Source organism: Bacillus songklensis (assembly GCF_042649685.1).
In the GTDB taxonomy this organism is placed as follows: Bacteria; Bacillota; Bacilli; order Bacillales; family Bacillaceae_H; genus Bacillus_BA; species Bacillus_BA songklensis.
The window spans coordinates 64,139-79,853 of record NZ_JBHRZT010000044.1; the positions used below are offsets into that span (position 1 = coordinate 64,139).

The 15,715-nt window shown below is 39.1% G+C and carries 10 protein-coding genes and 2 pseudogenes; 10 read left to right on the top strand and 2 right to left on the bottom strand.

What is annotated here, in order from left to right:
- Positions 1-82 precede the first annotated feature (82 nt).
- From ACFOU2_RS11035 to ACFOU2_RS11055, 5 genes are all read left to right on the top strand, one after another.
- Complete coding sequence (locus ACFOU2_RS11035; protein ID WP_377915044.1) at positions 83-1,993, top strand: XylR N-terminal domain-containing protein; 1,911 nt, start codon at positions 83-85, stop codon at positions 1,991-1,993.
- A 494-nt stretch (positions 1,994-2,487) separates the two neighbouring features.
- On the top strand, positions 2,488-4,839 hold the full coding sequence (gene helD, locus ACFOU2_RS11040; protein ID WP_377915046.1) for an RNA polymerase recycling motor HelD: 2,352 nt from the start codon (positions 2,488-2,490) through the stop codon (positions 4,837-4,839).
- 476 nt (positions 4,840-5,315) lie between these two features.
- Entirely contained in the window at positions 5,316-7,466 is a 2,151-nt protein-coding gene (locus ACFOU2_RS11045; protein ID WP_377915048.1) for a GDYXXLXY domain-containing protein, read from the top strand.
- A gap of 265 nt (positions 7,467-7,731) precedes the next feature.
- Entirely contained in the window at positions 7,732-8,955 is a 1,224-nt protein-coding gene (locus ACFOU2_RS11050; RefSeq protein WP_377915104.1) for a benzoate/H(+) symporter BenE family transporter, read from the top strand.
- 1,195 nt (positions 8,956-10,150) lie between these two features.
- Complete coding sequence (locus tag ACFOU2_RS11055) at positions 10,151-10,435, top strand: hypothetical protein (protein ID WP_377915050.1); 285 nt, start codon at positions 10,151-10,153, stop codon at positions 10,433-10,435.
- A gap of 76 nt (positions 10,436-10,511) precedes the next feature.
- Here ACFOU2_RS11055 and ACFOU2_RS11060 read toward each other — a convergent pair.
- A pseudogene (locus ACFOU2_RS11060) lies at positions 10,512-10,667 on the bottom strand (IS6 family transposase); the annotation flags it as partial.
- A 143-nt stretch (positions 10,668-10,810) separates the two neighbouring features.
- Here ACFOU2_RS11060 and ACFOU2_RS11065 point away from each other — a divergent pair.
- The 5 genes from ACFOU2_RS11065 to tatC all read left to right on the top strand — a co-directional run bounded on the left by ACFOU2_RS11065 (position 10,811) and on the right by tatC (position 15,373).
- Positions 10,811-11,011 (top strand): hypothetical protein, encoded by a 201-nt coding sequence (locus tag ACFOU2_RS11065; RefSeq protein WP_377915052.1) that lies wholly within the window; start codon positions 10,811-10,813, stop codon positions 11,009-11,011.
- Between the two features lie 244 nt (positions 11,012-11,255).
- On the top strand, positions 11,256-11,525 hold the full coding sequence (locus ACFOU2_RS11070) for an HPr family phosphocarrier protein (RefSeq protein WP_377915054.1): 270 nt from the start codon (positions 11,256-11,258) through the stop codon (positions 11,523-11,525).
- A gap of 1,204 nt (positions 11,526-12,729) precedes the next feature.
- Positions 12,730-14,367 (top strand): PhoX family protein, encoded by a 1,638-nt coding sequence (locus tag ACFOU2_RS11075; protein ID WP_377915056.1) that lies wholly within the window; start codon positions 12,730-12,732, stop codon positions 14,365-14,367.
- A gap of 12 nt (positions 14,368-14,379) precedes the next feature.
- Positions 14,380-14,562, top strand: a complete 183-nt coding sequence (locus tag ACFOU2_RS11080; RefSeq protein ID WP_377915058.1) for a twin-arginine translocase TatA/TatE family subunit — start codon at positions 14,380-14,382, stop codon at positions 14,560-14,562.
- Positions 14,563-14,626: 64 nt separating this feature from the next.
- On the top strand, positions 14,627-15,373 hold the full coding sequence (gene tatC / locus ACFOU2_RS11085; protein WP_377915060.1) for a twin-arginine translocase subunit TatC: 747 nt from the start codon (positions 14,627-14,629) through the stop codon (positions 15,371-15,373).
- A 216-nt stretch (positions 15,374-15,589) separates the two neighbouring features.
- On the opposite strand, the pseudogene ACFOU2_RS25695 reads toward tatC, so the two are convergent.
- Positions 15,590-15,682, bottom strand: a pseudogene (locus ACFOU2_RS25695) (DUF2935 domain-containing protein); the annotation flags it as partial.
- Between the last annotated feature and the right edge of the window lie 33 nt (positions 15,683-15,715).

Below are 15,715 nucleotides of genomic sequence, written 5' to 3' on the forward strand. Positions count from 1 at the left end.
CTAGGTAGCATAGACTCGTACTAAAGGCCTGGCGCTTACCAAGTTTGGTTGATCCTTTACAGGACAGGGGGTTACAACCGGTATGGCTAATAATATTTTTTTACCAGAATCTTTAACCAAACGAAATGGAGAGTATTATGCGGATGGTGAGCGAGTCGTTTTACTATCCATATCAGCAATGGGAACACTTAAAGAAGATATTGCTAAAAACATTGGAAAAGAAAGGTTAAAAGGCTTTTTCATTCGCCATGGTAAGGAGCTTGGTGAAAATGATGCACGCAAGGCCTTGACTATGAATTTTTCAACAACGAAAGAATCTATTGAACAAGGTCCGGTTATGCATATGCTGAAAGGGCATGCCAATGTAGAGGTAACCTATTTGAAGAGCGACAAGACGGATGATGAATCGAAATGGTCTCTTCATATGGAAGGTAATTGGTTTCATTCTTTTGAAGCCGAAGAATATGTGAATCGTTACGGAACAGCTAATGAACCAGTATGTAATACTCTAGTTGGCTACGCAAGCGGCTATTTATCTGTTATTAGTAATCAACAAGTCATTGTCAGAGAGATCACATGTGAAGCTAAAGGAGATAATTGTTGCAGCTGGATCGCTAAATCGATTGATTTATGCGATGAAAATGTAGTGAAAAATGAACTGAAATATTATGAAGAAGATACCATTATTGATGAGCTTGGGTATACGTATGAAAAACTACTGATAGAGCGAAATAATTTAAGAAGGGCAGCAAATATTTATAGCAGGTTAACGGAAGAAATTTTTAAAGGGAATAACTTACAGTCCATTGCGGAAGTAGTCTATGAAACTACCGGGATCCCTATCATAATTGATGATTTTAAATTTCGGTCTTTTGCTTACGCTGGACTATCGACAAGTCAATATTTCGAAATAGACTCCTCATTTAAATCCTATCTCCACGAGAACAGAAAACTGTTTACAGAAAAAAAAGAAAAAAAGTATGAACCGTTTCTTTCGACGAAAAAGGTCGTTACAGATCATCACACTCGTTTAATTACACCTATTTTTATAAGTAATAAAATTTCTGGATACTGCTCATTTATTTTGACTAAATCTAAAGCGGAAGTTTCCGAGATTGATGTTATGACAATAGAACGAGTTTCGTTAGCATGTTCGCTTTACCTTTTAAATGAAAAAAATTGCTTTGAAGCAACAGAGCGCATGAAGGGATACTTTTTAGACAACATTTTATATGGGAAAATTTCATCAAAAAAGGATATTATCCAGCGGGGAAATTTTATCAATCTCGATCTAACTCAATCGTATTATATTGTTTTTATTAAATATCATAGCATCGAAGATAAGCTGGAAAACGAACTTGTTTTTCATGAAGCATTTATGGAAACAATAACAGAACTTTTAAAGGAAAATAAACTGAATTTATTATTTTCGCAACGCACAAACGGGGTTGTTTTATTAGTTCCAACACCAATTCTTACAAAAACGATCGAATCTTTTAGCCGTGAAATATTAAAATTTCTTTCTAAAAACCATCCATTCTATCGATTTCGAACAGGTATCAGCATGATTGGTGAGCATATTGATCAGGCTTTTAAGCATTATAATGAGGCGAGGACAGCATTGCGTATGGCGACTGAAAAAAACGCCATAGTGTCATTTGAGTCACTCGGAGTAGTAGGGATGCTAGTTAATTCAAATAATGAAGAGGCTGTGAAACAAACATCACGATATATGTTAGGGAAATTATATGATAATCCTTCTTGTTCTAAAAATAAAGAACTTCTGAAAACATTGTACGTTTATTTGGAAAATGGGGGAAACCTCGAACAAACATCGGATGATCTTTGTTTATCTGTAAGCGGGCTGCGATATCGCTTACAAAAGATTAAATGCTTGTTAGGGCGAGAGTTAAATGATTCTAATTTTAATTATCAGTTATTTTTATCCTTGCAAGCGTTAATGATCACTGGAGAGTTGTCAGTATTGGAATAGGAAAAACGAAAGCAGATGCCTATACAGAAAATCGGTTTTGATGAGAAAATGAAACATCCGCCCCATTCTGAATGAAATCAAATTTCAGTTCAAATTTAAAATATAAGCGCTATCTATATTTTTATATAACATGGAATGTTTCAATTAACGAGTGCACTAGAAAAGGGAGAAAAGATAGACTGTATGTCCAAAACGATTATCAAAAGGAAGAAGACTTAAAGAATATATACAATTGGGCGGGATAATAAAAAGAGAAAGAAGAAGAAAAGGCTATGAAAGGTGGAAGTTCGTTTCCTGCACAAAAACCGGAAGCTTTAGGCGCTTCCGGTTTTTTGCATGGATTGTATGTATATTGAAATTCAAACATAGTCATGGTAGAATGAAAAATAGGTTATTTTTACGAAAAAATAATCATACTATTACATTATAATTATAACAAGAAAAAATAACATTGTCAAACCTTTACTCAAAAAAATGTGAACAGGAGTGAGGCCGTGAGTATGTCGGGACAAGAGAGAGAGAAAGAACAACAGCGTGTGGATCAAGTGATAAAAGAAATTGGAAAACGAATGGCTGCACTTCAGCAAAATGTCAGCAGCCTGAAGGGAGATATCGTAGACATCCGCAAAAACTTCTGGAGTGATGTAACAGTCAACTTGGATGAACCGGATGAAGCGGCAGAAACATATGTCAGTATTAAGCAGCAGGCGGAATTACTGTCAGAAAGAGAGCGCAGCCATCAGCATAGCCATAAACAGCTTCAGGCGTTGGCTAAACTAAAACAGTCGCCTTATTTTGGCCGCGTTGATTTTATGGAAGACGGGGAAGAGAGCGGGGAACAAATTTATATCGGTACCTCCTCGCTGCTTGACGATCGCGACGAGCAGTTTCTTGTGTATGATTGGCGGGCCCCTGTATCAAGTTTGTATTATGACTACTCCCCGGGGCCTGCGCAATACGAAACGCCTGAGGGGGTGATTGCCGGTGATATGGAATTGAAGCGGCAATTCATCATCCGCGACGGCCATATCCAGAGCATGTTCGATACGGGCGTGACGATCGGGGATGAACTGCTTCAGGAAGTACTCGGCAAACAAGCGGATACCCAAATGAAAAGCATTGTGGCGACCATCCAAAAAGAGCAAAACGAGATTATCCGAAATGAACGAAGCCGCCTTCTTGTTGTGCAGGGAGCTGCCGGGAGCGGCAAAACATCAGCTGCCCTGCAGCGGGTGGCCTATTTGCTGTATCGATACCGGGAAACATTAAAGGCAGAGAATATCATGCTGTTTTCTCCAAATCCGATGTTCAACAGCTACGTATCCACCGTTCTTCCCGAGCTTGGAGAGGAAAACATGCAGCAGACGACGTTTCAAGAATATTTGGACCATCGCCTCGGACAGAATTTTCATCTTGAAGATTCCCTTTCGCAAATGGAATATGTCCTAACAGCCATGAATGAACCAGGATATGAGGCTCGTATGGAAGGAATTCGCTACAAGGCAAGCATAGGTTTCATGGAGGCTATTGACAAATATGCAGAATCTCTTAAACAGGAAGGAATCATCTTCAAAGATGTAAAGTTTCGCAAGAAAGTGTTGATTTCTGCTGAGAGGATAAAGGAAGAGTTTTATTCACTTGACCATTCTTTATCCATTCCTAACCGTATCAAACTTCTAGCGGAATGGCTTCTTAAACAATTGACAAAATGGGAAAAGCTCGAGCGCGATGAATCGTGGGTGGAAGATGAAACCGAGCTTCTTACGAAGGAAGAATATTTAAAGGCTTACCAGAGGCTTCGCCGGCAAAAACAGTTTACGGGAGATACGTTTGACGACTTCCAGCGTGAACAGGAACTGCTTGCTGCCATAGTCGTGAGAAAGCGTTTTAAACCAGTGCGTTCATTCGTCAAGCAACTGCATTTTATCGACATAACCGCCATTTACGGCAGGCTGTTCGAGAAGACGGAGCACTTCTCTCGTTTTTTGCCTGGAGCTAAACGGCTGGACCAATGGGAGGGCATTTGTGAGCAGACTATTGAAACATTGAATGTTGGGGAACTCTTTTATGAGGATGCGACCCCTTATTTATATTTAAAGGAGAAAATAGAAGGGCGGCAGACAAACACTTCTGTAAGGCACGTATTTATTGATGAAGTGCAGGACTATTCTCCCTTTCAGTTTTCTTTCATTAAACAGTTGTTTCCATACAGCAAAATGACCGTGCTCGGCGATTTGAATCAGGCAATTTTTGCGCATGCAGCAAACAATGGCCTGGATGATCTGGCCTCTTTATATGAATCCAATCAAAAAGAAACGTTCATATTGACCCGAAGCTACAGATCAACAAAGCCTATCGTTGAATTTACAAGGCAGTTGATTCAGGGCGGAGAGGTGATTGAGCCGTTCAATCGCGAGGGAAGCAAACCGACATTGACAAAAGCTGCAGATGGGCGGGAGCTGAACGAAAAGGTTATGAATCGAATTCAAGAACTTCAAGAGAGGGGCCATCAAACCATCGCCGTTATTTGCAAGACGGCACAAGAAAGTAAGGAAGCATACGAATCGTTAAAAGGGAACATGCAAATCCGTTTAATCGGCAAAGAGACCACGTCTTTCGAACCGGGTATCCTTATCATTCCTTCTTACCTCGCAAAAGGGGTAGAATTTGATGCGGTCATTATTTATAACGCATCGAAAGTACAGTACGGTCGAGAAAGTGAGCGTAAGCTGTTTTACACCGCTTGTACTCGGGCCATGCATGAATTGCACATGTATGCCATTGGGGAAACGAGTCCGTTTGTGACATCTGTTTCGCCTGATACGTATGTTGTTAGTGCGAATTGAAAAGGATGCGCCGCGAAAGGAAACGCCCCAAAATCATATGCTTTCGCGTAGTTTTGGGGCGTTTCCTTTGCCTATTTTAAAAAAGTATAATCACCGCGGACTATTATGTAGAGATTGGAAAGAGGAAGAGTTACGAAAGGGATGAACAATATCGGCAAAAAGGTCCCCGTTGAATAGAGGGAATCGTCCTTCACTTAAATCTATAATCTTTCATAATCACATCCAAACAGTCATTACAATAATTACGGCCTTTGTCTTTGTCCTGAATTTCTTTTGGCAGTTTGCAAATGGCACATCTGTTTTTCATGTTTATGTCTCCTTGGTTGTATAGATAACTGTAACCATCAGTATACCCATTTAAAACCGATTTTATTCATTATTGCGTAAATAAGATTAGCATTTTACCAGGTATTGGTGTGATAAAATATATCAACCGGCTCTTAATGGGCCGGATTCCTTTCATGGAGATGATGAGTATGGGAGAGGGGATTGGAAACAAACCGGCCAAAGAACGAGCGATTGAACTTGGTTATGTCACGGGTCTATCTTTAATTCTGGCGGCGATTATTTATTTTTTCGCTTCCAATTGGCCAGGGCTTGATAAGTGGGAAAAAATCGGTTTAAGCATTGGATTAATTGCCTTATTTTACGGAAGTGCCTTTGTTTTTTCGAAGATTTTTCAGGAGCGGCCTTTTTTAAGCGAATTATTGTTGTTTGGAGGGTGCATAGCGTTTGGGGCCGGAGTGGCTTTGCTTGGGCAAATTTATAATTCCCATGCAGACAGCTTTATGTTGTTTACGGTATGGGCCGTTCCTGCTCTTCTGTTTGCTTTTATAACGAAATACCAGCCGTTTTACATTTTAAGTTATGTATTGGTGCATTTGGCTGTCTGGTTGTTTTTATTTCCTTCATCAGGGATTCGAATGGAGGATGACTATTGGTACAGGGCTTTCTTTTTAGGAGTGGCTTTTGTGAATATCGTTTTATTTTGGCTTATTCAAAAAGGAGCCTTTCGCTCAAAGCCTCTCACTTTTTTATCCTTTACGGTCTTCCACATCACCATGCTAATGTTGACGGGAGGAGAATTGTTTGAATTCTTTTCATCAATGATGAGCATCGTTTACATGGCCATTCTTGTTTTTTGGTTTTGGCACGATATGAAACAAGAGAGGGAAAAAGGATATACTGTCTTATTGGGAGTGGCTCTGGCGGCGTTTTTCATTATCAAGTTCGTCGCTTTTTTAGCTTTTGTCGGCTCTGAATATGTGTTTTTATGGACGATATTTTTTCCGGTTGTGATTGTCGGAGCCGCCGTGTTCGTTTTGAGTAAATGGAAAGGCATGGCGAGCTCCTGGATAAAAAAGACGTTTATCGGTGTCATAGTGGCTGTAGCGTCTGTAACAGGAGCCAGTTCGATTGCGGGCATTTTATTTTTGATTATTGGGGAAATACCGTTTTATATCATGGCGCTTCTCGCTATATTCGCCTTTATTTTGCCAGCTGTGCTGAAACCGAAATGGAATGCTGTCATTCGCCATACGCTGCTGTTAACGGGTTATTTGATCGGGATTCCATCTGCCATTTTATCGAATATCGCGTTTTCTTTCTTGTTTATCGGGATGTTGGGGTTCGTTTTTTGGAACCATGAAAGTAAAAGCATCAAGCACTTAACGTATTTTGCAACGATGATTGCGTTGTTTGCCTCCTTGTTGGATGAGGGTATTACCATGGAAGTGACAGTGCTGATATTGGTCCTGTTAAATATCGCCTTATTTGCGGGAAGGAATATCTTTAAAGATTCTTTAAAGCGCATGGTTTATCAAAATAGTTATGTTTGCGGGTTTCTCGCTTTTTTCGTCTTAACATTCTTAAATGAGCATTTATCGGTTTTCTATTTTACAGTGAATGGTTTGTACTTTGTCACCTCAACGATTGTTCTTTTCCTTTCTTTGAAACATGAGAGAGTGTTTGAATATCGTGTCGCGTTATTATTTTGGTTTGTCTATATCGCCTATAAATATTATGATTTGTTGTGGAGTTTGCTTCATAAGTCCATTACATTCCTGGTTATCGGTTTGCTTATTTTAGCGGTTGTGACTCGATATGACAGGTTTTCAAAAGCAGACAATGCACCTCTTGGCTTGGTTCGGAAAAAATGGGTCCCGATTGTGCTGGTCATATTGGTTCAATTATCCGCCATCAGTGTTCAAGCGGGAAAAAGCGAATCACTATTGGCTCACGGCGAGTTAATCAAATTGGAATTACAGCCTGTCGATCCCCGTTCTTTATTGCAGGGCGATTATATCGTGTTACGCTACTCCATTTCCAACGTGACGATTTCACCAGAACCTCGTCCCAATGAAAAAATTTCGATTAAACTGGCAAAGAATGAACATGGAGTTTATGAATACAGCGGCTCATTTGTTATGGGCAAGCCGGAAAACCCTGAACAGGGGGACGTGGATGTTTGGATTACCGGACGCTACAAAGGATCAGGAAATATTGAATACGGCATCGAAAACTATTTTGTGAGTGAAGGAACCGGGCTGGATCTGCAGCAAAAAGTGAACTATGCGAAAGTAAAAGTTTCCAAGAACGGGGATGCGATATTAGTGTCGGTGGAATAAGAAGTAGTTGCTTTATTACAAAATCATCATTATCTCCCAGCATTTCTTTCATAAAGTTGAGTGTATTATCAAGAGATTCAGAAATCCTTTTTTGATCATCCTCTTCTAATCTTTACCAGGGATTTTTTGTACTAGAACCAAGGCGTTGATTTACATTGCAATTTAGGTTGCAGCAAAACTAAAAAGTGAAACTGCTTGACAATTCTCCATTCTTGTCTCAATTATTATATTAATCAATAAAAGAGGAAGGAGAGGAGTGGATCAGATGGGATTGCCGGATAAATATGAAGAAAGACAAAGAGGTTTCATAACAGACGGGGAGTTTAAAAAAAATCATCTTTTCCGAAATATAACGAGTCAGAACGTATCTTCCGGACTGATTGCCAGCACCTTGGTCATGACGGGGCCAGCGATCATTATTTTAGAAGCAGCGGCTTCCGGACATTTTACGGCTCAGCAAACGATCAACTGGATGTTTGCCGTCTATTTTTTTGGTGGACTCTTCGGTATTCTCATGCCGTTGTTATTTCGGATTCCGATTACTGGAGGTCACTCCATTACGGGAGTGGCTTTTTTGGCAACGGTGACTTCCCAATTTACATATCCACAGTTGATTGGCGGATACGTAATGTCGGGAATACTGATTTTTCTCGTCGGCATGTCCGGCCTTTTTACAAGAATGATTAAATGGGTACCAAAGGAAATTATTGCAGCGATGCTGGCGGGATTGGTTACTGGTTATGTTGTTCGGCTTGTCCCTTCGGTTAAAGAAATGCCATTGGTTGGAGGAGCAGCCCTAATTAGTTTTTTTATTGTCACGAAATATAGTAAGCGTTTGCCACCTGTTATGGTGACTGTAGTCGTGGCTTTCCTTGCCCTGTTATGGACGCAGGACTTGAGCATGACATCCAGGGAAATCACTTTTTTCTTTCCTTCTTTGCAAACTCCAGAATTCACGTGGATGGGGATGCTAACCTTAGCTCTTCCTCTTGCTATGCTGATTCTGAGCAACGATGCAGCACCCGGAATAGGGGCATTGGAAAGCTCCCACTTTGAGCCTCCTATTCGCAAAATCATTTCCATAAGCGGGATTTTTTCCGTCATCGCGAGTTTTTTTGGAGGACAAAGCGCGAATATTGCCGGCATGATGACGGCTATCTGTGCCGGCCCGGATTCAGGGCCCGGATCAAAGCGATATGTGGCTTCCCTCGTGTCCGGAATCGTGACTTTATTATTTGGTGTTTTTGCTTGGAAGATTGTTCCGTTCATTCAATCTCTTCCGCAGGCGTTTGTTTCCCTGCTAGCTGGTTTTTCTCTAATTGGGGTCCTGCATTCCAGCTTGCAGATGGGATTTGTCGGAAATCGATATCGATTAAGTGTGCTATCTGCTTTTATCATTGCCTTGTCAAACGTATCCTTCCTCCATATTAGTGCTCCAGTATGGGCGCTTGTATTTGGCGCGGTCATAGCACGGACGGTAGAAAAATAAAACGCACTCGTTGCATAAAGTTTTTTTGCTGTCTACTTTGACAGGGGTAAGACCAAAAGGAATCTGAACTTTATTCATGCAACATCATGTCTGTTACACTACGTTTGAGGTTTCCTCTTATCTTTTTTATGTTCTTCAATAAGTAAAATTACAAATGGAACAAACATAACCCATAAAAGTAAAAAGCCAAATGTAAATTTAGCCAATGAATTCAAGTGAAAATGGGCCATTATGAGACTGATGAAAACTAGAGCAAAAGGGCTTAAAAATATCAACGTCATCATGATTTTTTCCATGTATTCTCCTTACTTAACAGACTTGATCTCAATTAAAGAAACCAATAAGATTCTTTGAACTCAAGTTTAGGATTGCACTCAAACCTGGTGGACATACATAAAATGACTTAAAGGTTTCCATATTTCATACATTTTTGGTTGAGATAATCATTATTACATTAAATGATATTTGTTTTGATGACGAAAGGAACCCTAGTCACTAATCGTTATTCATAGTGTAAGGGCCCTTATCGCGGCATCGCAGGGGGGTGTCCCAAAAGCACGGTTTTTGTACTTGGGACACCCTCTTCTTATCAAGACATCCATATCCCATTTCGTTTTCACATCCCTTGTCAAATGCCTCGATCTCATTATCTTCTTTTTCAGAACGTTAGAACCCATTTTTCGATGTTCATAAATGCATTTCTAGATTATTAAAGTCAAGAGGCTCGTTAGTGATCTACATATAACCGTTTTAAGATACGGATTTTAAATCCTCTGTGAATCGTAGGAATTTCGGCTCTAATCAGTATTATGTCAACTTAATGCGAATATGACCTACACTTATTTCACCAGAATCATAAATTCTATAGCATAATGAAAATCTACCATTCTAGTGTAAAAAATATAAATTTAATGTGTATTAAATATGAAAAAACGTAATATTATGTAAATCCAATGTAAAATAAAGGGAAATTATGTAAGAACATCTGACATAAGTGTTTGATAGTTAAAAGATGGTTGTTATAAATGTAAATGACAATGGTAATTTCGCTTTTTAAAATATTCTTATTTTTTGATACTCTGTAAAGGTATCATTGATTTTATTGTATTTTTACATATATCGGAAAATATGAATATTTATGTTGTATTGTAAGGGGGATTTCTAGTGTCAAACATTATTATTAGGAGGAGAATAAATGGCTGTTAAAAAACTAACGATTGAACAATTAAAAAGAATTGCGGAGAAATTTAACCCTGATTTTACAAATGATGATCTATCTTCCCTTCAAAAATTAATGGAAGGTCCACTTGAATCCTACAATCGTTTAAATCAACTTATAGAACCTGGCCTCTCAGTTGAATACCCACGTACTTCAGGATATCGTCCTGAAACTGAGGAAAACCCCTACAACACATGGTATTGGAAAACTACTGTAAAGGATAAAAGTTTTGGAAAACCAGCAGGGAAAAAATTGTTCTAAAAGATACTATAAGTCTAGCAGGTGTTCCTATGATGAATGGTTCATCCATTAATTCAGGTCTATGTTGATGAACCTAACGCCTAATCGTTGTGTAAGCAATCGATAATCCTCGTTCCTCCATCGTTTCCACCAAATCACGAAAACTTAGGTTGTACAGTGGGTATCATCTTACTGCTAGCAAAATAATATCAGGCTGATCATGCTTCCATTTGAATAAAGTTTGATTCTCCACACTGAACACCATCCCTTTTCTAGATTGATAGTATCAGTACGTTCAAAGTTTGCAGATTTCTTACCTAATCATTTAAAAGTTTGCACCGGAACCAGAAATATCATGCAAACTAAATTTAATAAATTTGCATGGTGGAGGTATATATGAATCCATATCGGCTTTTTCAAAAAGGAGAGATCGTACAGGTAATTGATCCTAATAATCCTCTATACGGCGAGGTTGGTCAAATTGATTTTATCACAATAAGTGGTCGATATTTTGTGAAATTCGCAGGAGGAAACGGTGTTTCGCTATCCCCTCAAGATATTAAGCCGTCGTTAGAATGTAAACAAGAAAAAGATTAATACAAAGCACATTTCTTACAGATTCAGATGCTGGCTTGCTAAGAAATAGAACAAATAGTAGAGGGCGTCATTCCATGTACTGGAGATGTCGGCCGAATGGTTCGTTTTATTGCTCATTTTCTCACAATCCTCTTTATCTACTTTGTCGGGAATGGACTCGTCGCATGGTTGGATCTTCCTGTTCCAGGGAACATCTTTGGTACGGCATTACTCTTTATCTTTTATAAAGGAGATGATCGTCAATATGGGGAAAATGGAGCTCACTTTTCCGTGTCAAATTTCTTCCAGAATCGACCTTGCGAAAATTCAACAGTTTGTTGAAAAAATGAATCGGTTCAACGGCTACATTTTGATTGAAACAAACGAAAAAACCATCAATGCCAAGAGTTTGCTCAGCATGTGGGTATTGACCGCCAGTTTAACAAGTGGCGGTACTGCCTTGCTGCGTATCTCAGGGCCAGATGCGGAAATAGCCATGGAAGATCTGAAAAATTTACTTTCTGGTAGGTTCTAGTGTAGTAAAAATGTTTCTATAAGGTTTAAAAACATCAAAGAAAAGGGTAAGAAACTTTTTGAAATACCTGTGTTAGGGGAACTAACAAAGTTAATGTCCGACAATATTAAATCATATAGCCTAGACATAAGCTGATGTTTTATGTTTATCGTAAACATACACACTTTCCCCTCACAAAGGTGTTCCCCTCCCGGAGCTTTCTTTCTTGTGCGTTAGCTATTTCCGTTTAATCAAAAAATATCGAGGGAGTTTTGGATGCTTTATGTAAGGGGCTTTTTCAATAGTAAAGATCGTATCTTTTTCCCATAAGGTAATATATGTTAATTAAAAATGACAAACTTTACATTTATTAATGTAAAGTTAGCGCTTACAATATTTTGTAAACAATGTTCAATTTTTGGATAATAGGAGGTGCTGATAAATGGATCAATATTTTAATGAGACGGAAATTTCAATGGTTCTTATTATCACCATCAGCGTATTTTGTATGATTTTGAGATTCCCTTTTTATGCAGTTGCCATCATGTTGGGCTATTTTTTATTTTTATTTATATATCTATTTATCAAGCAACTTCTTAGTCAGGATTTTAGAGAGTCGTTATTATCCAGGTTCCTTTTACCTCTCTTAGTTATACTTATTATGTGTGAAGCAGTCTTCAACTTTGTTCTCTAAACTAAAATGCGACTTATCTGAATAATAAAATGATTCTATTAAGTCCAAGGTTTTTTGATTGTCTCTAATCCGCGTTATGGTGACTATATAGATCGATTTAGAAAATTCGACCTGACCAAAGAACGGCCATGCCAAATTTTCTAGACCTAAGCGGCTGGCACCCCCCTTGCGGGCGAATTCAAGTTGTCTGGATCACCGATTGTGATGCCTCTTGATTGAATGAAAATGTGTCGAGTTATTAAGTGGAATATATATAAAAATCAATAGAATATTTACAATTTTTAATAGATTATTTAAAAAACCTTAACACCTGCTTTACTTTAATTCACTACACTTAACATGTGAATTGGACATGCCCTATTTCATAGATTGATAGACGTAGAACGTACAAGGTCTATTTCCATTTTGCAGAGAAAATGGTTGCGGCTAAAAAAATGGCTGGAACTTGCTTCAGAAAGAATCTGACGATGAGTGAAAGATTCTTGAAAATAGAGGCGAAAGTTTTCTGGGAAAATAAAGGAGGACATGACGATGGAAAACAAATCGTTAAATCGACGCACCTTTTTAACACGTATTGGAACAGGTGCTACTGCCCTTGCAATCGCTACTTCTGGTCTAGGCATTTTAAGCGAGACAGCCAATGCGGAAACCGACAGCCTGTTAGGTGTAAAACCGAAGAAAAACGGCTTTAAGTTTACTCCGGTTGAACCTGTGAGCAAAGACGAACTTGTTCTTCCAAAAGGGTTTAAATATGACGTTGTAGCCGCTTATGGCGATGTGATCAATGGAAAGGGAGACACATTCGGTTTTAACAACGACTTCACCCTTTACTTTCCTATTAAAAATTCCAGTGAACGGGGCCTATTGTGGGTAAACCACGAATATACAAACCCACTGTACGTGGAAGGAGAAAAAGTAAACGGCAAGTATACTCCTGCCCAAATTGAAAAGCTTCTTTACAACCAGGGCGGTTCCATTATTGAAGTGTATTATGATAAGAAAGAAAATAAATGGAAAATGGACCCTGCTTCCACATATGCTCGACGAGTAACAGGGTTAACGCCTTTTACACTTACCGGTCCGGCAAAAGGAACAAAAGCAGTAAACGGCGCAAAAAGCGTTCAAGGAACATTCGCCAACTGTTCCGGCGGAAGAACATTATGGAATACCGTCTTATCCTGTGAAGAAAACTTCGAAACCACTTCCAAAGATGCCGGATTAGATCAGACTCATTACGGCTGGGTAATCGAAGTGGATCCATTCGATCCGAATTTTGCGGTTCGCAAACATACCGCTCTTGGACGTTTCAACCATGAAAATGCTTCAATGGGTCTTGCCAAAGACCATCGCGTCGTCGTTTATATGGGAGACGATAAAAAAGATGCTTGTGTCTATAAATTTGTTAGTAAAGATAAATATGTACCTGCATTAGGAAAAGCAAATTCCCGACTTCTTGAGGAAGGGACTTTATATGTGGCGGACTTTAAAAAAGGCCAATGGATTGCTCTGACAATTGAGGCCGTACAAAAAGCGGCGGCTGGCAAACCGGAACTACTGGAAAAATTCCAAACGCAAGGCGATGTTGTAACCAACTGCCACGAAGCGGCCATCCTTCTTGGGGGAACACCGACCGACCGACCGGAGGATGTGGAAATTTCACCATTTGATAACACCATCTTTATTGCCCATACGAACAATGACAAGCATGGAAACTTACATGGACACATTACCCGTTTCATCGAAAAAAACGGTGACCATGGAGCAACTGAATTTGAATATGAAATTTTTGCAGCCGGCGGACGTCAAAGCGGATTCAGCGCACCGGACAACTTAACCTTTGACAGCAACGCAAATTTATGGACCGTAACGGATATTTCATCAAGCAGCTTGAACCAAGGTGCATGGACAAGCTTCGGTAACAACGGAGTGTTTGTCATTCCTACCGTTGGTCCGGATAAAGGAATTGCTAAGCAGTTTGCCTCTGCTCCTGTGGAAGCAGAATGCACTGGACCTTGTTTCACTCCAGACGAAAAGACACTATTCTTGTCTATTCAGCACCCTGGTGAAGAAACAGAAGATATCAACAATCCAACAAGTACATGGCCGCACCGTAAAGGCGAAAAGATGCCTCGTCCGGCAGTTGTGGCGATTACAGGATTTAAATTTTAGGGAGGGAACACCATGTTGCAAAATATCGGGGTACCTGGTTTAATCTTGATTTTAGTCATTGCCCTCATCATATTCGGTCCATCTAAACTGCCCGAAATTGGACGTGCTTTTGGCAGCACATTAAGAGAATTTAAAAACTCTGCTAAGGACTTAATTTCTTCAGACGAGAAAGAAGAAAAGACGCAATCCAAGTAATGTTGAAGAAGATGTAAGCAATAAGCTTGCATCTTCCTCTTGTTTCGAGGAAAGGAGGAGCTGTATGACTAATCAAGAAATGCTTTTTGTTGAGCACCTTGAGGAACTCAGGAAACGGATCATCTATACATTGATTGCCTTTCTGCTTTTTTTATTTGGCTCATTCATTTATGTGAAGGACATTTACGCATGGCTGATTCGTGATCTTGACCATAATCTGGCTGTATTGGGGCCAAGTGAAATCCTATGGGTGTATTTTATGATTTCCGGCGTGATCGCGTTGGCTCTTACCATTCCAATTGCCGCCCATCAAACGTGGCTATTTGTAAAACCGGCGCTGTCTGAAAAAGAACGAAAAACGACACTAACGTACATTCCTGGACTGTTTATCCTTTTTATTGCCGGCTTATCATTCGGTTATTTTGTCGTGTATCCAACCGTCCTCAGTTTTTTATTGTCTTTGTCTGAAGGACAATTTGAAACGATGTTTACGTCTGAAAAATATTTTAAATTCATGATTAACTTGACATTGCCGTTTGGATTTTTATTCGAAATTCCGCTTGTCGTCATGTTTCTCACCTCTCTTGGTGTCATAAATCCTATGATTCTTTCAAAGGCACGAAAGATATCTTACTTTTTGCTTGTCGTGGTATCCATTTTGATTACACCGCCTGATTTCATATCCGATATATTGGTTACCGTGCCTCTTTTAGTTTTATACGAATTTAGTGTGACATTATCAAAAATTGTCTACCGAAAAAAACTCAAACAGCAACCGGATAACGTCATTGAAATAAAGAAAACGTCTTAAACAAAAAACGAACTCCTTAATATGAAAAGGAGTTCGTTTTTTGTTGTGGTTACTACCCCGTGATGAGGAATACCAGTGCGGAAAATATCGTACATGTGATCGACAGATTGGTATTATATAAGAATAAAATGAATGGCTCTCTATTTCTAGTAAACATTTTTGCGCCAAAACTAAAAAATAATAAGAATATTCATTTCTAATTTGACAAGTCTTAATAAGTTCTAATCCTTGTTCTTTCATAATTCTTAACCAAAATTTATTTTCAGTTAAGGAACGGTCTATAAACAATTGTTCAGTTAATGATTCCGGAATCAATTGAAACCTATAAGATCTGAAGCGGTG